The organism is Achromobacter anxifer (assembly GCF_903652925.1).
Taxonomy (GTDB): Bacteria; Pseudomonadota; Gammaproteobacteria; order Burkholderiales; family Burkholderiaceae_B; genus Achromobacter; species Achromobacter anxifer.
The window spans coordinates 31,172-49,940 of sequence record NZ_CAHLAR010000010.1 but is presented as its reverse complement, the minus strand read 5'-3'; the positions used below and the strand labels follow the sequence as shown (position 1 = coordinate 49,940).

Here is an 18,769-nt window from a genome sequence, read left to right as displayed (position 1 = left end):
GCAATTCCTGGCTTACTTCGACGGCGGCGTGGTGCCGGCCGGGGCGCCGGCGCCCAGATTCTTGCTGCTGGCGGCCGGGACGGCGTCAGCGCCGCCCACCACTTCCACCTTGGCGCCCGCGCGCAGGCGGTCGGTGCCTTCGACCACTACCCGGTCGCCGGGCTGCAGTCCTTCGTTGACGGCCACCATGCCGTTATTGACCGCGCCCAGCTTCACCTGGCGCACCTGCACGGTATCGTCCGGCTGCACCAGAAACACGAAGGCGCCGGCCGAGCCCTGCTGGACGGCGGCGGTGGGCATGGCGGTGACGTCCTTGCGCGTCAGCACATGCAGGCGCACGTTGACGAACTGATTCGGAAAGAGCGCGTCGTCGGCGTTGTCGAAACGCGCCTTCATCTTCAGGGTGCCGGTGGTCACGTCGATCTGGTTGTCCAGCGTTTCCAGCTGGCCGGTGGCGATGCGCCGGGTGTCGGCGCGGTCGTAGGCGTCAACGGTCAGCTTCTTGCCCTCCGCGAGCTCGGCGCGCACTTCGGGCAGCTGGGTCTCGGGCAGCGTGAACACCACGGCGATCGGCTGGGTCTGCGTGATCACCACCAGGCCGTTTGCATCGGAACTGGACACCAGGTTGCCGCGGTCCACCTGGCGCAAGCCCAGGCGGCCGCTGATCGGCGCCGTGATTCGCGCGTAGTCCAGCTGCAGGCGGGCGTTGTCCACATTGGCCTGGTCGCTCTTGACCGTGCCTTCGTACTGGCGCACCAGCGCCGCCTGGGTGTCGACCTGCTGCTTGGCGATCGAGTCCTGCTTGAACAGCGCCTGATAGCGCTGCAGGTCGCGCCGCGCGTTCTCCAGCTGGGCCTGGTTCTGCATCTGCGTGCCGCGCGCCTGGTCCAGCGCCACCTGGAAGGCCCGCGGATCCACCTGCGCCAGCAGGTCGCCGGCCTTCACGTACTGGCCTTCCTGGAATGCCACTTCCACCAGCTCGCCGCTGACCCGGCTGCGCACGGTGACGGTGTTGTAGGCCGTGACGGTGCCCAGCGACTTCAGGTAAATGTCGATGTCCTGCTTGGCGGCCGTGGCGATGCGCACCGGCACCGCCGGCGTTGCCATGGCGCCCGCCGGGGGCCTGCCGCCGCCCGGCCGCGCGCCCGCCCCGCCCGGCTTGGCCGCAGGCCGCAGCACCAGCCAGGCGATGCCCGCCACGACCAGCAATACGAGCGCCAGACCGACGATGCGGCGGCGGGTCCAACGGGTGGGCGGAGATACGGGACGGCTATCGGGCATGGAACAGTTCCGGCACTGGCGGAGAAAGCCGTATTGTCTACTAGACCGTCTCGATTTCCAGTCTCTCCACCCCTAGTTGAAACTGGCCGCAACAGGAATATGGGATGGGGCAGGCTGGGCGCGAGACCCCTGCGCTTGAACGCGATTGTTCAGCAGAGGCAATCCGTTACATGGTCCTCGATCTCTTGGGAATCCGACTCTTGGGCCTGGCAACTGCCGCTCCCTGCGGATACTACTGATCGGTTACGCGCGCTGGGCAATCTTGTTCTTGCTCAGAGGCGCTCGCGCTCCACCCATCCTACGAATTGCACAGGGTCATCTGGAAGGGCACGTCGCGCGCCACCTGCTGGGGCTTGAATTCGCCGTCCTGGGTGGAAAAACGTATCCAGATCATATACTTATTGGCACTGATCTCGGGAAATACGCCCTGGGCGGGGTCCAGCCAGACCCGCAGCAGCTGGAACTGCTTGCCGCCCAGCATCTGCTGGTAGGCGCCCTGCTCGCCGACGATGTCCGACTTGCGGCCGGATTCGCGCAGCAGCCGCAGGGCCAGGGTCAGGCCGTCGAAGAGAGGAATGAAGGGCGACACCCAGGCCTGAAGATCTGCGCAGCGGGCGGCCTCGGGTTTGTTCTGCCAGGCGAAGTACGACGGCATGTCGACCTGCGTGGCGCTGCCCGGCACGGACAGGCGTCCGCGCAGGCTGGTCAACCATTCGTTTTCACGCAGGGACTGCCCGGTCTTGCCAGGCGCGGCCAAGGCCGTCGTCACCTTTTCCATTTCGCGCAGCATGGCTTCAAGCGCATCCTGCGCCACGCCGGGGTGGTCGCGCAGCCCGACCAGCGCCATGCGCTGGCGTTCCAGGTCCTGCAGCACCGCGCCTTTGACGTCGGTGCGCTCGCAGGCGTCCAGCAGGTCGAACAGGGAGGTGACGGCAACCTGGTGCTGGCGTGAGTCCCCCTCGCGGGCAAAGAAGAAGAGCCTGTCGAACAGGTACTCCAGCCGCAGATAAGCGCGGATGCGCTCATTGAAGGGATATTCGTAAACAATCACGCTTTTTTACAGGCCCATCTGTGTTTGGCCGGCGGGCCAATATTATTCAGGGGTGCCGGCTCAACCTGGGGCTTGCCGGCCCGTCGTGCTCGCCAGCGCCAGCCAGCGGTCATGCAGGGTCTTCGCCTGCGCGCGCAATTGTTCCGGCGTCGTTCCCGCGTCATTGAGTATGACGTCGTCGGCAACTTCCAGCCGGCTTGCCCGCGCAGCCTGTGCCGCCATGATACGCCTGATGGCAGGCTCCGTCAGCCCGCTGCGCTGGCGCACCCTGGCCACCTGCGTCTCGGGGTCGCAGTCCACCACGCAGATGCGGTCCAGGCGCGGACGCCAGCGTGGCAGCGACTCCACCAGCAAGGGCACCACGAAGACCAGATAGACGCCGCTTGCGGCCTCGGCCTGGTTCTCGGTTTCGCGGCCGATGATGGGATGCAGCACGGCTTCCAGCCGCTGGCGCACCTGCGGATCCGAGAACGCCTGCTCGCGCATCCATGCGCGGTCCAGCGCGCCGTCGGGCGTCAGCGCCCGCGGGCCGAACTCGCGTTCGATCGCGGGCATGGCCGCGCCGCCCGCGGCGGTCAGCGCCCGCGCGATCTCGTCGGTATCGACCAGCGTGGCGCCCCACTCGGCGAGCATGTCCGCCACCCGCGACTTGCCCGATCCGATGCCGCCCGTGAGACCTATCTTCAACATTCCGTCCGTCCCATGCAGGGCATGACCCGCCCTACTGCAAAAACTGTCCCAGTCCCTGTTCGCCGCCCACCAGCAGCGTCACGACGCCCGCCAGCGCGAGATAGGGGCCGAAGGGCAGCGGCTGTCCGCGGCTGGCGCGCCCGCTCAGGGTCAGCGCGCCGCCGATCAGCACGCCCAGCAGCGATGCGCTCAGCAACAGCGTCGGCAGCGCCTCCAGCCCGAACCATGCGCCCAGGGCGGCCAGCAGCTTGAAGTCGCCGTAACCCATGCCCTCGCGTCCGGTCAGCAGGCGGAATACATGAAAGATAACCCACAGGAAGACATAGCCCGCGACCGCGCCGGCCACCGCCATCTGCACGCTGGTGTAGGCGTCGAACAGATTGACCAGCAGGCCGGCCCAAAGCAACGGCTGCGTCAACACATCGGGCAGCAGCGTCGATTCGAAATCGATCCAGGCCAGCGTCACCAGCATGGCCGACAGGCCCATGGCGGACAAGGCCAGCGGCGTGGCGCCGAAGCGCCAGGCGCAGGCAACGAACAAGGCGCAGGTCAGCAATTCGATGGCGGGGTAGCGCCAGCCTATGGCCGCGCCGCAAGCGCCGCAACGCCCGCGCAGCATGAGCCAGCCCAACAGCGGCAGCCGGCGCCAGCCGGTCACCGGCGCATCGCAGGCGGGACAGTGCGAGCGCGGCGACCACAAGCCGTAGCGGCTCGCGGGCCGCGGCTTGCCGGCCGCATCCTGGCAGTGGGCTTGCCACTCCTGTTCCATCATGCGCGGCAGGCGATGCGTCAACAGCGTCAGCCAGTTGCCGACGAACAGGCCCGCCAGCGCCGCCAGGGCGATGAACACGCCCAAGGGCAGATCGAAGACATGCCGCATCGCCGTCATCCGCCCACGCCGCGCAAGACCGCAACGGTGGCGCAGCCAAGGCTGGCGATGCTGCGCGAGGCGGACCGGCGGCGGTCATGTCGTAAATAGTGCATAAAGTGTTGACTATGCCCAAGAGCGGCTAAGGGGAACGTATCGAATCTTCGCATAAGTGCGTAAAATCGGAGACAGACTCAACACACGGATAAGCTGCCATGACCGCGCGCGTAGAAATCGGTACCCGCTCCCGCCAACTCAGCGTCATGGGGTTGCTTGCAGGCACAGCCTTGTTCGCGGCCGGCTGTGCCCAACAAAAGACGGAAGGCTATTACGATCCTCCGGCCGAAAGCACCGTCACCGACGCGCAATACCAGGGCTCGGGCGCCGGCTACCGCAGCGTCATCCGCGCGCCATCGCAAGTGCAGATCGCGCTCAAGCCCGACGCCCCCCGCAAGAACCAGAACCAGGCCGCCCAGGCTGCCGCCGGCGGCCAGACCACCGAGGACGGCCAGGCCGTCCCGGCCGAAACCGAGCACGGCTCGACCAGCGCGCCGATCGCAAGCACCCCGGTCGCTGCCAACCCCGCCATGCCCAGCGCCGCCGCTCACAACCTGGTGCCGCAACCGCAGACCTACATGGGCACCCTGCCGTGCTTCTCGCCTGCCATGCAGTGCACGGCGCAGCGCGTGACGCTGACCCTGGCGCCCAACGGCCGCTGGCGCGGCCGCGTGGCCTACCTGGAAGACGACCCCAAGAAGGGCCCCCCGGTAACCGAGCAAGGCTGCTGGGACGCCACCGACGAGCGCCCCTCGCGCGTCATCCTGATGGACAGCAAGGGCAACGGCCGCGCCGAATTCGTGGTCGCCGCCAACAACGTGCTGCGCGTGCGCTCCATCGACGGCCAGACGCCCAACCTGAACTACAACCTGACCCGCCAACCGGACCTGGATCCGATCGACGAACTGGCCAAGGCGGCAGCGCCGAAGTGCCCTTGACGTCCGCCGGCGGCCGCTAGGGCTGCCGCGCAATCCTGGCTCCCGACATCGGGCCTGACGAACATCTCGTTCATCAGGCCCGATGCTTTTGAGCTAGCCCATCTGGCAACCGACGCATTGCCGAAAGGTGGAGACGCGCGCAACCGTGATTCAGCGGCGGCAGGCGACGGAAACCAGCATCAGAGCCCGTATCAAACGCCAGCATCGGCGCCAGGCAGAAACGGTCCGGCGTCACGCGCAAGGCCAGCGCCCGGATCGGACTGAGGTGGCGCGGGACCCGCCTGATACTGGCCGTATTCCGGTCCGGACGCTTCATGCAGCACCTGACTTGGCACGCCACTGCCCAACCGGGGCATGGGAAGCAGCGCGTATTCGTGGACCGCTGGGCCCGGGTGCTCTTGCTGGCGGGACAGGCCCTGGCGGGGCGGGCCCTCGCGGCCCGCGCCAGCTCCGGGCGCGCCGGACGCCCCCAGCACCGGAGACGCGCCCGACCGCCCGTGCTCGCACAGCCGGCAAGCCAGTTGCATGGCATGGCGGACTTGCAGCTTGGCGAAAATGCGGGCGCGGTGGGCCTCCACCGTGCGCAGCGAAATGCCCAGGTCGATGGCGATGACCTTGTTGGGGCGGCCTGCGGCCACGTAGGCGACGATCTCCCGTTCGCGGGGAGTCAGGGAGGAAAGTACGGATTCCAGGTCGGGACGGGGCGCTTGCATGGGGCGGCTCGCTTGCAATGTGGGATTGCATCGAGTCTGATCCGCCGCCCGCCGCGAAGTAAGCTGGCAATTCTGTCAGGGGGTGACATGAATGCCCCCCAGGCCTTGCCGCCTCAGGCCGTGTAGGACAGTTCCAGATTGTCGATCAGGCGGGTGCTGCCCAGCTTGGCGGCCGCCAGGGCCACCAGGGGTTCGCCAGCCTGCAGGTCGGCGGCTTCCGGGCGCTTCAGATCGCGCTGGCGGCGCAGCGCCACGTAGTCCACCTGCCAGCCGCGCCGGCTCAGGGTGTCGATGGCCTCGCGTTCCAGCGCGGCGGCATCGCGTTCGCCCTGGGCCAGGCGCTCGCCGGCGTGCCGCAGCGCAGCGTACAGCGCGGGCGCCTCGGCGCGATCGGCATCGCTGAGGTAACGGTTGCGCGACGACAGGGCCAGGCCGTCCTCGGCGCGCACGGTCTCGTGGGCCAGCACTTCGACGGGCAACTGGAACTGGCGGCACATATTGCGCACCACCATCAGCTGCTGGTAGTCCTTCTTGCCGAACACGGCCACGCGCGGCTGCACGCAGGAAAACAGCTTCAGCACCACGGTGCTGACGCCTTCGAAGAAGCCGGGGCGGAATTCGCCTTCCAGGATGTCGCCCAGATCGTCCGGCGGCTGCACTCGGAAATTCTGCGGCTCGGGATACATCTCGCGCTCGTTCGGCGCGAACAGCACGTAGACGTCGCGCTCGCGCTCCAGCTTTTCGATGTCGGCGGCGAGGGTGCGGGGATACTGGTCGAAGTCCTCGTTGGGACCGAACTGCAGGCGGTTCACGAAGATGCTGGCCACCACCGGGTCGCCGTGCTGGCGCGCCAGCTTCATCAAGGACAGGTGGCCTTCGTGCAGGTTGCCCATGGTGGGCACGAACGACACGCGATTCTGGCCGCGCAGGTGGTCGCGCAATTCCTGGATGGTGTGTACGACTTTCAAGGGGATTCTCCGGGGTTGGGGGCAGCCCGGTCAGGATCAGGCCGCGACCGCCGCCACGCTGGTATAGGCCAGGCGCACATAGATGGGAGCATAGGGCTCGGCCTGCGTGATTTCCAGCAGGGACTCGCGGGCCAGCTCCAGCATGGCGATGAAATGCACGACGACCACCGCCGCCGGCGCGCCTTCGCGCACGCGCTCCATGAACAGGTCGCCGAATTCCATGAAGCGCACGTCGTTCAGGCGCCGCAGGATATGCGTCATGTGGTCGCGCACGGACAGTTGTTCGCGCGTGATGTGATGGTGCTGGTTCAGCTTGGCCCGCTTCATGATGTCGGCCCAGGCCGCGCGCAGGTCGTCCACGCTGACCTCGGGCAGCATGCGCTCCACGCTCAGGTCGGCCACCGCCTGGCTGCTGACGAAGTCGCGGCCCAGCTGCGGCATGGCGTCCAGCTTCTGCGCGGCCAGCTTCATCTGTTCGTATTCGAGCAGGCGGCGCACCAGTTCCGCGCGCGGATCCTCGGGCTCTTCGCCGGTGTCGGTCTTCTTGACCGGCAGCAACATGCGCGACTTGATCTCGATGAGCATGGCCGCCATCAGCAGATACTCGGCGGCCAGCTCCAGGTTGTGGATGCGGATCTGCTCCACGTACGACAGGTACTGCCGCGTGACATCCGCCATGGGGATGTCCAGCACATTGAAGTTCTGCTTGCGGATCAGGTAGAGCAGCAGGTCCAGCGGCCCTTCAAACGCTTCCAGGAACACTTCCAGCGCATCCGGGGGGATGTACAGGTCCGTGGGCATCTGGAACAGCGGCTCGCCATACAGGCGCGCGAACGCCACGCTGTCGATCGTGTCAGGGGTGCTGTCGACGGGCGGTGCCACCAGCGCGGCCAGGGCGTCGCCCGGGACGGAAGCGTTTTGGGCCATGGTTGCCGCGATGGGCTCAGTCGGCCTGGTAGACGTACGGTTTTTGCGCCACGCGAGCCGCGCGGAAGCCTTCCAGCAGTTCCGAGTCCTGCGGTTTGTCCCAAAGACGGGCGCGGCCCTCGCGCTGGCGCTCTTCGGTGCCAGGGTGCGATTGCTTGTAGTCTTTCAGGAAAAGGGTGATCTCGGATTCGTAGTTGGTCGCCATGGCACCAATTTCAATGGGTTTCGGATGTAGGGAGTTTACTTCACGGCGGCCCACCCCCCGGCGTTACAATCTCGCGGCACCCATCGCCCCCTCCCGCCATGTCCGCAGAATCCGCAGCAGCAGCCCACCCCGCCCCGCTCTCAACGGAGCAAGCAGCGCGCGCGGCGCGCATGATCCCCTTCATCGTAGGCTGCGCGCTGTTCATGCAGATGCTGGACGCCACCGTGGTGGCGACCGCCTTGCCGGCGATGGCCCGCGCCCTGGGGTCCACCCCGGTGCGGCTGAACGTGGCCATCACGTCCTACCTGCTGTCGGTGGCGGTTTTCGTGCCCGTCAGCGGCTGGGCCGCCGACCGCTACGGCGCGCGGCGGGTGTTCGTGGCGGCGATCGGCCTGTTCACGCTCAGCTCCGTGGCCTGTGCGCTGTCGCAGGACCTGCCGCAGCTGGTGCTGGCCCGCATCGTGCAGGGGATGGCGGGCGCGATGATGGTGCCCGTGGGGCGGATCATCCTGCTGCGCACCGTGCCCAAGCAGGATCTGCTGAAGGCCATGTCCTTTCTGTCCATCCCGGCCCTGCTGGGCCCGGTGATCGGACCGCCGCTGGGTGGCTTCATGGTCACCTACATGTCCTGGCACTGGATCTTCCTGATCAATATCCCCATCGGCGTCCTGGGCATATTCCTGGTGCTGCGCTATGTCGCGGAAATCCGCGAGGCGGCCGCCCCGCGCCTGGACTGGCTGGGCTTCCTGCTCAGCTCGGTCTGCCTGGCGACCCTGGTCAGCGGTTTCGAGGCCATCGGCCGCGACGTCATGCCGCTGCCCATGCTGCTGGGGTTGATCGCGATCGGCACGGTCTGCGGCCTGCTCTATGGCTGGCACGCCAAGCGCACGGAACACCCCATCATCGACCTGTCGCTGATGCGGATCCCGACCTTCGCCATCTCCACGCTGGGCGGCAACCTGTGCCGCTTCGCCGTGGGCGCCACGCCCTTCCTGCTGGCCATGCTGCTGCAGGTCGGCTTCGGACTTACGCCGTTCGCGGCCGGCCTGATCACCTTCGCCAGCGCCGCGGGCGCGCTGCTGATGAAGTTCGTGGCCACTCCCATCGTGCGCTACTTCGGTTTCCGCCGGGTCCTGACCATCAACGCCCTGCTGGCCGGCGCATTCATCGTCGTCTGCGGCGCGTTCACGCCCGCCACGCCGGTGTGGCTGATGATCGCCGTCCTGCTGGTCGGCGGCTTTTTCCGTTCGCTGCAGTTCACCGGGGTAAATACGCTAACCTATGCCGACATCCCGCCGGCCAAGATGAGCCGCGCCAGCAGTTTCGCCGCCATGGCGCAGCAGCTGGGCATCAGCCTGGGGGTAGGCGTGGCCGCGGTCACGCTGAACATCAGCATGTCCCTGCGCGGCGCGGAAACGCTGGCGATCCGCGACGTGGTTGCAGGCTTCATCGTCGTCGGCGTGCTGTGCATGGCCTCGACCTTCTCCTTTAGACGCCTCGACCCTCTGGCCGGGGCACACCTGAACGGCGCCAAACAAAGTGACGACGAATGAATTTGTCCTAGCCCTGGACCAGGGCACGACCAGCTCCCGCGCAATCGTGTTCGACCGTGAAGGCGTGGTGCGCGGCGTCGGCCAGCGCGAATTCCGCCAGCACTATCCGCGGCCGGGCTGGGTCGAGCACGACGCCGGCGAGATCTGGCACAGCCAGCTCGACGTGGCGCGCGAAGCCCTGCGCAACGCCGGCGCGACCGCCGCCGACATCGCCGCCATCGGCATCACCAACCAGCGCGAAACCACCCTGATCTGGGAACGCGCCACCGGCCGCCCGCTGGCGCGCGCCATCGTCTGGCAGGACCGCCGCACGGCGCCGATGTGCGACCAGCTGCGTCACGACGGCCACGCCCCGTTCCTGCAGGAGCGCACCGGCCTGGTGCTGGACGCCTATTTCTCCGGCACCAAGCTCGCCTGGCTGCTGGACCACGTGCCCGGCGCGCGCCAGATGGCCGACCGCGGCGAACTGGCCTTCGGCACCGTGGACACTTGGCTGATCTGGCAGTTGACCGGCGGCGCGGTGCACAGCACCGACCCCAGCAACGCCTCGCGCACCATGCTGTTCGACCTGCACACCCAGGACTGGAACGACGAGATCCTGGCCCTGCTCAAGATTCCCCGCAGCGTGCTGCCCCGGATCGCGCCCAGCAGCGCGGTGGTGGGCGAGGCCCTGCCCGAATGGCTGGGCGGCTCCATTCCCATCGCCGGCAACGCCGGCGACCAGCAGGCCGCCACCTTCGGCCAGGCCTGCTTCACCCCCGGCATGGCCAAGAACACCTACGGCACCGGCTGCTTCATGCTGATGAACGTGGGCGAGAAACCCGTGCAATCCAGGAACAACCTGCTGTCCACGGTGGGCTGGGGCCTGCCCCAGGCCGGCAACGGCGCCTGGCATCCCACCTACATGCTGGAAGGCGGCGTGTTCGTGGCGGGCGCGGCGGTGCAATGGCTGCGCGACGGGCTGGGCATCATCCAGCGCTCCGAGGAAATCGAATCCCTGGCGGCGAGCGTGGCCGACACCGACGATGTCTTCATGGTCCCGGCCTTCGCCGGCCTGGGCGCGCCGCACTGGGATCCCTATGCGCGCGGCACGCTGGTGGGCCTGACCCGCGGCACCACCCGCGCCCATATCGCCCGCGCCACGCTGGAATCCATCGCGCTGCAAAGCGCCGAACTGCTGACCTGCATGAACGGCGACAGCGGCATCGCGCTGACCGAGCTGCGCGTGGACGGCGGCGCGGCCCGCAACGACCTGCTGATGCAGATGCAGGCGGACCTGCTGGGCGTGCCCGTGGTGCGTCCGCGCGTGTCGGAATCGACGGCGCTGGGCGCCGCGGGCCTGGCGGGGCTGGCGGTCGGGTTCTGGTCGGGGCTGGACGAGTTTGCCTCGAAGTGGCAGGCGGAACGGACCTTCGAGCCGACCTGGCCGGAGTCCGTGCGCGCGGCGCGGATGAAGCGGTGGCGGCAGGCCGTGGAATTGTCCAAGGGCTGGTCGGATAGCGCCGGGAAGTAGCCTGGAAGCAGGCTCCGGAAAGCGGGTGCTGGAAGCAGGCCCAGAAGCAGACCCTGGAAATAGGCGCGCCAGCGGCAACGCAGGCGCCCGCCATGCAGGGCGCCTGGAACACCGGCATCCGCGCGCAAGCGCTCAGCCTCCGCCCCGCTCCCGCCGCTCCATGTACCTGCGGGCCATCTGATACCCCGCAAACACATAGAACGCATTGCTGTTGAGCACCAGCCAGGCGCCCAGCCCGGCCAGCAAGGCCACCACGGGCCCCACCGCCCGCACATCCCCCTGAGTCCAGGCGATCACGCCCAGGAAGCCCACGGCAATCAAGCCCCAGGCCAGGCGCTTGAGCACCACCAGCCCGAACGCGTGCCCGCCCATGAACGCCACCACCCCGATGGCCAGCGCCAAGGCCGTCGCCGCGCAAACCAGCACCAGCGCAAACGCCGCCAGCGCCGGCCCCGCGCCGCGCAGCAGCAGGCTCAGCACGCCTATCCCCACGCCCAGCCCGCCCGTCATCACCAGCACCGCCAGCACCAGCGGCGACCACATCCCCGGCGGCGCGCGGCGCGCATCCATGTCCGCCACGAAGCGGTGCATCGCCGCCGACACGGCAGGCTCGTCCCGCAACGGCAGCGCCGCCTCCAGCTTGCGGCACTGCGCGATCAACGCATTCAGCCCCGCCCGCGGCGCGCTCATCAGGTCCTCGCCACGCCCGAAGCGTGTTCCGCCACCGTGCTGCGCAACGCCGCCATCGCCTCCTGCACCGCGATCGGCCTGAAGGCGTCCTCGCGCCAGTACATGGCCACCGAGCCAAAGCCCGACAGGCGCACGGGAATGATCCGCATCGCCCGCATCTGCGAAAACCGCAGCGCCGCGCGGTGCGAGGCCACCCCGATCATGTCGCTGTTGTTGATCAGCGTGAGGTTGATGGTCACCGAGTTGGACTCCACGTGGTCGGACGGCGGCGCCTGCCCGGCCGAGGCCAGCGCCGCGTCCACCGCATTGCGGATAGGCGTGCCCTTGGGCCACAGGATCCAACGGTAGGACAGCAGGTCCTGCCAGGACGGCTGCTCGATCGCGAACAGCGGATGGCGCGGCCGCGCCACCAGGTGGATGGGTTCCAGGTACAGCGCCTCGAAGCGGATCGCCGGGTCGTGATGCTCCGGCGCCGAACGTCCCACCACGATGTCCAGATCGCCCTGCGCCAGTTGCGCCAGCAGCAGGTCGGTCGTGCCCTCGACCAGTTTCACCCGCGCCTGCGGCATGCGCTCCAGCAGCTTCATCACCGCCAGCGGCACCGTATCCGAGGCCGACGCGCCCGACGCGCCGATCACCACCCTGCCGCCGCCGCCCTCGCGCAGCGCCGCCATGTCGGCGCTAGCGCGGTCCAGCTGCGCCTCCACCCGCTGCGCGTGCGCGATCAGCACGTCGCCATGCGGCGTGGGCCGCAGGCCGCGCGCGTGCCGTTCGAACAGCGGCAGCCCGATGTCGTCTTCCAGATCCTTCAGCCACTTGGACAAGCCCGGCTGCGTCGTATTGAGCATCGCCGCCGAATGGCTGATGTTGCGGGTCTGGGCCAGGCTGAGCAGCATTTTCAGATTGCGCAGGCGCAACCGGTGGGTCCAGTCCATGCAGGCCCTCGTCTCGTCTATGTATATTCTTATTGGTATGGATAATAAGATAATTTCATTTCAAAACACATAGCTCCTTACGCATAATCGTCTCCATATCAGGACCAGCCGCGAACCACGCGGCGGCCACGCGAAGCCGGCGCCAGCCGGACATTCCGGAGACAAGCATGCCCGACGGTCACACCCCAGGCGCGGACCGCGCCGCCTATTACGCACGCATCGCCAGGAAACACATGGCGCCCCTGTGGGAGTCGCTGCACAACCTGGTGCCGCGCGAACCCGCGCCGCGCTGCGTGCCCGCCATCTGGAAATACGAGGACGTGCGCGACGACGTCATGGCGTCCGGCTCGCTCATCACGGCCGAGGAAGCCGTGCGGCGCGTGCTCTTCCTGGAAAATCCCGGCCTGCCCGGCCAGGCCAGCATCACCCAGAGCCTGTACGCGGGCCTGCAGCTGATCCTGCCCGGCGAGATCGCGCCCAGCCACCGCCACACGCAATCGGCGCTGCGCTTCATCGTCGAAGGCCGCGGCGCCTACACCGCCGTCAACGGCGAGCGCACCACCATGCGCCCCGGCGATTTCATCATCACGCCGTCCTGGACCTGGCATGACCACGGCAATGCCGAAACCGCCGAAGGCGGCGAACCGGTGGTCTGGCTGGATGGCCTGGACATCCCGTTGCTGCGCTTCCTGGACGCGGGCTTTGCCGAAAACTACCCCTCGGCCACCCAACCCGTGACCCGGCCCGAAGGCGACAGCATGGCGCGCTACGGCCACAACATGGCGCCAGTCCGCCACCAATCCAGCAGCGGCACCTCGCCCATCTTCAACTATCCGTACGAACGCAGCCGCGAGGCGCTGGACCAGCTCTACCGCCATGGCGAACTGGATCCCTGGGACGGCGTGAAGCTGCGCTACCTGAACCCGGCCACCGGCGGCTACCCCATGCCGACCATGGCGACGTTCATGCAGTTCCTGCCCGCCGGCTTCCAGGGCAAGACCTACCGCAGCACCGACTCCACCGTCTACAGCGTGGTCGAAGGCCGCGGCACCGCCCGCATCGGCGACCAGGAGTTCCACTTCGGCCCGCGCGACGTGTTCGTGGCCCCGTCCTGGCAGCCGGTGCAACTGGCGGCGCTGGACGACGCGACGCTGTTCAGCTATTCCGACCGCCCCGTGCAGGACGCGCTGGGCGTGTGGCGCGAAGCCCGCGTCGGCTGAAGGCCGCGCCCCTCTTCTTCCCTTTCAGCCGGGGCCTGCGCAGGCCCCGGCGCCGCATACCCAAAAGGTGACCCCATGTCTTACGTCGTTGATCCCGCCGCTCCCGTTGCCGTGCCCGTCGCTGGCAGCCAGGACAGCTTTCCCGTGCGCCGCGTCTATTGCGTCGGCCGCAACTACGCCGCCCACGCCCGAGAAATGGGCTTCGACCCCGACCGCGAACCGCCCTTCTTCTTCTGCAAGCCGGCCGACGCCGTGGTGCCGGTGGCTGAAGGCAGCACCCTGTCGCTGCCCTATCCTTCTGAGACCGCCAATCTGCACTACGAGATCGAACTGGTGGCGGCCATTGGCAAGGGCGGCGCCAACATCTCCGTCGACGAGGCCCTGCAGCACGTCTGGGGCTATGCCGTGGGCCTGGACATGACCCGCCGCGACCTGCAGATGAAGATGCGCGAAGCCGGCCGGCCCTGGGAACTGGGCAAGGCCTTCGACCAGAGCGCCCCCATCGGCCCGCTGTACCCCGCCAGCGCCGTCAAGAACATCGACCAGGCCGCCATCTGGCTGCAGGTCAACGGCGCCGACAAGCAAAGAAGCGACATCGGCAAGCTGATCTGGTCCGTCGCCGAAACCATCGCCTACCTGTCCAAGTACTTCCGCCTGGAAGCCGGCGACCTGATCTACACCGGCACCCCCGAAGGCGTGGGCCCGGTGGTGCGCGGCGACAAGATGCTGGGCGGCGTGGACGGCCTGGGCACGCTCAGCGTGCAGATGGTGTGACCATGCAGAAAGACACCGATGTGATCATCGTCGGCGCGGGAGTGGGCGGCCTGGTGCTGGCGCTGAGCCTGCATCAGGCGGGCATCGCTTGCCGCGTCTACGAAGCCGTGCGCGAAATCCGGCCGCTGGGCGTGGGCATCAACCTGCTGCCTCATGCCACCCGCGAACTGGACGAGCTGGGGCTGCTGCCCGCGCTGGACGCCATCGCCGTGCGCACCCGCGAATCGGTGTTCTATACGCGCCACGGCCAGTTCATCTACGGCGAGCCCGCGGGCATCGATGCCGGCTATGACTGGCCTCAATACTCCATCCACCGCGGCGACCTGCAAATGGCGCTGCTGGCGGCCGTGAAGCAACGCCTGGGCGAGGACAGCGTGGTGGTCAACGCCCGCTGCACCGGCGTGACGCAGGATGCTGGCAGCGTCACCGCCAGTTTCCAGGACAACGACGGCAATGCCTTGCCCCCCGTGCGCGGCCGTATCGCGGTGGGCTGCGACGGCATCCATTCCGTGTTGCGCAAGCAGCTCTATCCGCAGGAAGGCGCGCCGCGCTACTCGGGCGTGAACATGTGGCGCGGCACCACCCGCTGCAAGCCATTCCTGTCCGGCGCCAGCATGGTACGCGCGGGCTGGCTGTCCACCGGCAAGATGGTCATCTACCCCATCCGCGACAACATCGACGCGAACGGCAACCAGCTGGTGAACTGGGTGGCCGAGATCGACGCCGCCGAACCCGCGGTGCGCGACTGGAACCGCAGCGGGCGGCTGGAGGACTTCTTCCCGGCATTCGCCGACTGGCATTTCGACTGGCTGGACGTCGCGCGCCTGATCCAGGACGCGGATTCGATCCTGGAGTATCCGATGGTGGACCAGGATCCGCTGCCGACCTGGACGCAAGGCCGCTTGACCCTGCTGGGCGACGCCGCCCACCCGATGGTGCCGCGCGGCTCCAACGGCGCGGGCCAGGCCGTGATCGACGCCCGCTACCTGACCGGCCAGCTCAAGCGCCTGGGCCTCACCCCCGAAGCGCTGCAGCAGTATGACCGCGTGCGGGTCGAAGCCACCACGCGCGTGGTGCTGACCAACCGCAGCAATCCGCCCGACGCCATCCTGCGCGAGGTGCATGAACGCTCCGCCGACAAGCCCTATGCGCGGATCGAAGACGTGATCAGCCGCGAGGAACTGGAAGGAATATCGCGCCGCTACAAGCAGGTGGCGGGCTTCGACCCCGCCGCGCTGAAGGAGCGGGCGTCCTTCGTGTAATCCGCAAGCCGCACACGGACGCGGCCCCAGGCCGCGCCGTCATAACCACCAAGCCGGCGCATGACCGGCGACCCGACTGGAGACAAACCATGTTCAAGTTCGTACGCGTCCTGGCGACCGCGGCCCTGGCACTCACCGCCGCCGTCAGCCACGCGGCCTGGCCCGAGCGCCCCGTCACGCTGGTGGTGCCCTTCACGCCGGGCACCGGCATCGACCTGATCGCGCGGCAGCTGGCGGCCTCGTTGCCGCAGACGCTGGGCCAGCCCGTGGTCGTGGAGAACCTGGCGGGCGCCAGCGGCAACATCGGCAGCGAAAAGGTCGCGCGCGCCGCGCCCGACGGCTACACCTTCCTGGTGACGGTCAACACCTTCGTCATGAACAGCAGCCTGTACAAGGGCAAGCTGCGTTTCGATCCGCAACAGGATTTCGCTCCGGTCGGCCTCACTTCCTGGGGTTCGCTGCTCCTGGTCACGCACCCCTCCAACCCCGCCAACACCGTGCAGGACGTGGTGCGCGCGGCCAGTGCCGCGCCCGGCAAGCTCAGCTACGGCACCCCCGGCGTGGGCACGCCCCACCATCTTTCCATGGCCTTGTTCCTGGACCGCACCGGCACCTCGATGCTGCACGTGCCTTACAAGGGCACGTCCGGCGCCGTCACCGACATGCTGGGCGGACGCCTGGATTACATGTTCCTGCCCGTGCACGTGGCGCTGCCGCAGGTCAAGGCCGGCAAGCTGAAGGTGATCGCCACCGGCAGCCCCAAGCGCCTGCCGCAGCTGCCCGACACGCCCACGCTGACCGAAGCCGGCCTGCAAGGCGCGGACGTGGACATGTGGTACGGCGTGCTGGCGCCGAAGGGCACGCCCGCCGCCATCGTGGACCGCATGAACCAGCAGATCAACTCCATCCTGAAAACGCCGGCCACGGCCTCCGCCTTCGATGCGCAAGGCATGGTTCCCGCAACCTCCACCCCCGCCGAATTCGGCGCGTTGATCGCCAAGGATGCCAAGCGCTGGGACGACATCGTCACACGCACCGGCATCACGGCCGAATGACGCCGTCCGAGAGTTCCGTCCACCGCAACCGGTCCCGACCGTAACAACCTATGCAACTGCACAGCTTCTTCAACAGCTCCACCTCCTACCGCGTGCGCATCGCGCTGGCGCTCAAGGGCCTGTCCTACGAGTACCTGCCCGTCAACCTGCGCAAGCAGGAACAGCGCGCCGCGGACTACGTGGCCAAGAATCCCTCGGCGGGCGTACCCCTGCTGATCGACGGCGATATCCAACTATCGCAATCGCTGGCCATCGTCGACTACCTGGACGCCACCTATCCCGAGCCGCGCCTGATCCCCGCCGGCACGCTGGAGCGCGCCCGCGTGCTGGAGCTGTCCGACGCCATCTCCTGCGACATCCATCCCGTCAACAACATGCGCATCCTGCGCTACCTGCAGGACGTGCTGGGCGCCAGCGAAGAACAGAAGAACGCCTGGTACCACCACTGGATCCGCGAGGGCATGACGGCCGTGGAAGCGCTGCTGGCGCGCCACGGCCACGGCGCCTATTGCTTCGGCGACGCGCCCACGCTGGCCGATTGCTGCCTGGTGCCGCAGGTGGCGAACGCCCAGCGCATGGGCTGCGACCTGTCCGCCTATCCGCGCGCCCTGCGCATCTACGAACACTGCAACGCGCAGCCCGCCTTCCAGCAGGCCGCGCCTGCCCTGCAACCGGACTACACCAAGTGAGCCAGGAACCCGACACCCAGGGCGCGCCGCTGCGCGCCTACACCGACCCCGCCTACCGCCCTCTGTGCGACACCCTGGCGGACGTGCGCGCCAATATCGACCGGCTGGACGACGAGATCGTGCGCCTGATCGCCCAGCGCGCCATGTACGTGAAGGACGCCGCGCGCTTCAAGCGCGATGCCTTCCAGGTCAGCGCGCCGGCTCGCCAGGCGCAGGTCTTCGACAAGGTCCGGCTGCTGGCCGAACGCCACAACCAGGGCTTCGACAACCTGGACCAGGTGGTGGACGCCACGTACCGCGCCATGGTGGCCGCCTTCATCGCCAACGAACAAACCTACTTCAACGCCATGCAGGATCTGGGAGACACCCATGCATAAGCCCTCCGCGCCGCAGTTGGCGCGCCGTATCGCCAGCCGCGCGCTGATCCTGGGACTGGCCGCCCTGGCCCCGCTGGCCGCCGCGCACGCCCAGGCCTGGCCGGCCCAGCCGCTGAAGGCCATCGTGCCCTTCGGCCCCGGATCCAGCCCCGACCAGGTGGCGCGCATCGTCGGCGAAAAGGCCGGCGCCATCCTGGGCCAGAGCATCGTGGTCGAGAACAAGCCGGGCGCCAGCGGCAATATCGGCACCTATGCCATCGCCAACGCCAAGCCCGACGGCTACACCTTCGGCGTTTCCATCACGGGTCCGCTGGTCAACAACACGCTGCTGTTCGACAAGCTGCCCTATGCGCCCGCGACCGACCTGTCGCCGCTGACGCTGGCGGTGCACCAACCCAACGTGCTGGTCGTGCCCGCCTCGGCCGGCATTGCCAACGTCGGCCAGCTGCTGGATGCGCTGAAGAAGAATCCGGACAAGTACAACTTCCCCTCGCCCGGCGCGGGCACGGTGTCGCACCTGGCCGTGGAACTGATGCTGCAGCAGATCGGCGCGCGCGCCACCCACGTGCCCTACCCCTCGTCGCCGGCCGCGCTGACCTCGCTATTGTCCGGCGACACGCAGTTCGCCGCCCTGCCGCCCATCGCGGTCATGCCCATGGTGAAGGACGGCCGCCTCAAGGCGCTGGCCGTCACTTCGTCCAAGCGTTCCGCCCTGCTGCCCGACATCCCGACGCTGGCTGAAGTCGGCGTGCAAGGCATCGAAGGGTCGGCGTGGATCGGCTTCGTGATCTCGTCCAAGGTCCCGGCCGACATCCAGAAGAAGCTGTCCGACGCCCTGATCCAGGCCATCCGCGATCCCGAGGTGGCGAAGCGCCTGCAGGCGCAGTTCATGGACCCGGCCGGCACCACGCCCGCCGAGTTCCGCGCCTACATGGACGAAGAACTGAAGCGCTGGGAGCCCCTGATCAAGAAGCTGGGCATCAAGGGCCAGTAACACCATGCC

At 68.0% G+C, this 18,769-nt stretch carries 20 protein-coding genes; 10 read left to right on the top strand and 10 right to left on the bottom strand.

All coding sequences use genetic code 11. The features are described from left to right. Positions 1–12 precede the first annotated feature (12 nt). From HWY37_RS26185 to HWY37_RS26170, 4 genes are all read right to left on the bottom strand, one after another. Complete coding sequence (locus HWY37_RS26185; protein WP_176090203.1) at positions 13–1,281, bottom strand: MdtA/MuxA family multidrug efflux RND transporter periplasmic adaptor subunit; 1,269 nt, start codon at positions 1,279–1,281, stop codon at positions 13–15. A gap of 298 nt (positions 1,282–1,579) precedes the next feature. After that, a complete protein-coding gene (gene zapD / locus HWY37_RS26180) occupies positions 1,580–2,332 on the bottom strand; it encodes a cell division protein ZapD (protein ID WP_176090202.1) in 753 nt (250 codons plus the stop codon). Between the two features lie 60 nt (positions 2,333–2,392). Beyond that, positions 2,393–3,022 (bottom strand): dephospho-CoA kinase, encoded by a 630-nt coding sequence (coaE, locus tag HWY37_RS26175; protein WP_176090201.1) that lies wholly within the window; start codon positions 3,020–3,022, stop codon positions 2,393–2,395. A gap of 31 nt (positions 3,023–3,053) precedes the next feature. Beyond that, positions 3,054–3,902 carry a prepilin peptidase gene (locus HWY37_RS26170; RefSeq protein ID WP_176090200.1) on the bottom strand — a complete coding sequence of 283 codons (849 nt, stop codon included), beginning with the start codon at positions 3,900–3,902 and terminating at the stop codon, positions 3,054–3,056. 203 nt (positions 3,903–4,105) lie between these two features. Here HWY37_RS26170 and HWY37_RS26165 point away from each other — a divergent pair, with 203 nt between their 5' ends. Next, the gene (locus HWY37_RS26165) at positions 4,106–4,885 is read left to right on the top strand and encodes a copper resistance protein NlpE N-terminal domain-containing protein (protein WP_176090199.1); all 780 of its coding nucleotides are present in this window, start codon (positions 4,106–4,108) and stop codon (positions 4,883–4,885) included. Between the two features lie 191 nt (positions 4,886–5,076). Here the strand turns inward: HWY37_RS26165 and HWY37_RS34805 are convergent, their stop codons facing one another. The 4 genes from HWY37_RS34805 to HWY37_RS26145 form a co-directional block, all read right to left on the bottom strand. Next, positions 5,077–5,598, bottom strand: a complete 522-nt coding sequence (locus tag HWY37_RS34805) for a response regulator transcription factor (protein ID WP_176090198.1) — start codon at positions 5,596–5,598, stop codon at positions 5,077–5,079. Between the two features lie 113 nt (positions 5,599–5,711). After that, positions 5,712–6,566, bottom strand: coding sequence for a pantoate--beta-alanine ligase (panC, locus tag HWY37_RS26155; RefSeq protein WP_176090197.1), 855 nt, complete (start codon positions 6,564–6,566; stop codon positions 5,712–5,714). 36 nt (positions 6,567–6,602) lie between these two features. After that, positions 6,603–7,493 (bottom strand): segregation and condensation protein A, encoded by an 891-nt coding sequence (locus HWY37_RS26150; RefSeq protein ID WP_176090196.1) that lies wholly within the window; start codon positions 7,491–7,493, stop codon positions 6,603–6,605. Between the two features lie 16 nt (positions 7,494–7,509). Next, entirely contained in the window at positions 7,510–7,698 is a 189-nt protein-coding gene (locus tag HWY37_RS26145) for a DUF3460 family protein (protein ID WP_175211659.1), read from the bottom strand. 98 nt (positions 7,699–7,796) lie between these two features. On the opposite strand from HWY37_RS26145, the gene HWY37_RS26140 reads away from it, so the two are divergent. Together HWY37_RS26140 and glpK are read left to right on the top strand one after the other, a co-directional pair. Then, a complete protein-coding gene (locus tag HWY37_RS26140; RefSeq protein ID WP_175211657.1) occupies positions 7,797–9,251 on the top strand; it encodes a DHA2 family efflux MFS transporter permease subunit in 1,455 nt (484 codons plus the stop codon). Beyond that, a complete protein-coding gene (gene glpK, locus HWY37_RS26135; RefSeq protein WP_176090195.1) occupies positions 9,238–10,764 on the top strand; it encodes a glycerol kinase GlpK in 1,527 nt (508 codons plus the stop codon). The genes HWY37_RS26140 and glpK overlap by 14 nt, the downstream gene beginning before the upstream one ends. A 132-nt stretch (positions 10,765–10,896) precedes the next feature. On the opposite strand, the gene HWY37_RS26130 is transcribed toward glpK, so the two are convergent. Together HWY37_RS26130 and HWY37_RS26125 are read right to left on the bottom strand one after the other, a co-directional pair. After that, positions 10,897–11,454: a hypothetical protein gene (locus HWY37_RS26130; RefSeq protein WP_176090194.1), complete on the bottom strand. Its 558-nt coding sequence runs from the start codon at positions 11,452–11,454 to the stop codon at positions 10,897–10,899. After that, positions 11,454–12,389 carry a LysR substrate-binding domain-containing protein gene (locus HWY37_RS26125; protein WP_175210126.1) on the bottom strand — a complete coding sequence of 312 codons (936 nt, stop codon included), beginning with the start codon at positions 12,387–12,389 and terminating at the stop codon, positions 11,454–11,456. Before HWY37_RS26125 ends, HWY37_RS26130 begins: the two co-directional genes overlap by 1 nt. Before the next feature lie 167 nt (positions 12,390–12,556). On the opposite strand from HWY37_RS26125, the gene gtdA reads away from it, so the two are divergent. The 7 genes from gtdA to HWY37_RS26090 all read left to right on the top strand — a co-directional run bounded on the left by gtdA (position 12,557) and on the right by HWY37_RS26090 (position 18,760). Then, complete coding sequence (gene gtdA / locus HWY37_RS26120) at positions 12,557–13,609, top strand: gentisate 1,2-dioxygenase (RefSeq protein WP_176090193.1); 1,053 nt, start codon at positions 12,557–12,559, stop codon at positions 13,607–13,609. A 75-nt stretch (positions 13,610–13,684) separates the two neighbouring features. After that, positions 13,685–14,383: a fumarylacetoacetate hydrolase family protein gene (locus HWY37_RS26115; RefSeq protein WP_176090192.1), complete on the top strand. Its 699-nt coding sequence runs from the start codon at positions 13,685–13,687 to the stop codon at positions 14,381–14,383. Between the two features lie 2 nt (positions 14,384–14,385). After that, complete coding sequence (locus tag HWY37_RS26110) at positions 14,386–15,645, top strand: flavin-dependent oxidoreductase (protein ID WP_176090191.1); 1,260 nt, start codon at positions 14,386–14,388, stop codon at positions 15,643–15,645. Positions 15,646–15,734: 89 nt separating this feature from the next. Continuing rightward, positions 15,735–16,700: a tripartite tricarboxylate transporter substrate binding protein gene (locus HWY37_RS26105; protein WP_176090190.1), complete on the top strand. Its 966-nt coding sequence runs from the start codon at positions 15,735–15,737 to the stop codon at positions 16,698–16,700. Between the two features lie 50 nt (positions 16,701–16,750). After that, positions 16,751–17,389, top strand: a complete 639-nt coding sequence (maiA, locus tag HWY37_RS26100) for a maleylacetoacetate isomerase (protein WP_176090189.1) — start codon at positions 16,751–16,753, stop codon at positions 17,387–17,389. Beyond that, the gene (locus tag HWY37_RS26095) at positions 17,386–17,766 is read left to right on the top strand and encodes a chorismate mutase (RefSeq protein ID WP_176090188.1); all 381 of its coding nucleotides are present in this window, start codon (positions 17,386–17,388) and stop codon (positions 17,764–17,766) included. The genes maiA and HWY37_RS26095 overlap by 4 nt, the downstream gene beginning before the upstream one ends. Beyond that, complete coding sequence (locus HWY37_RS26090; protein WP_176090187.1) at positions 17,759–18,760, top strand: Bug family tripartite tricarboxylate transporter substrate binding protein; 1,002 nt, start codon at positions 17,759–17,761, stop codon at positions 18,758–18,760. Before HWY37_RS26095 ends, HWY37_RS26090 begins: the two co-directional genes overlap by 8 nt. Positions 18,761–18,769 lie beyond the last annotated feature (9 nt).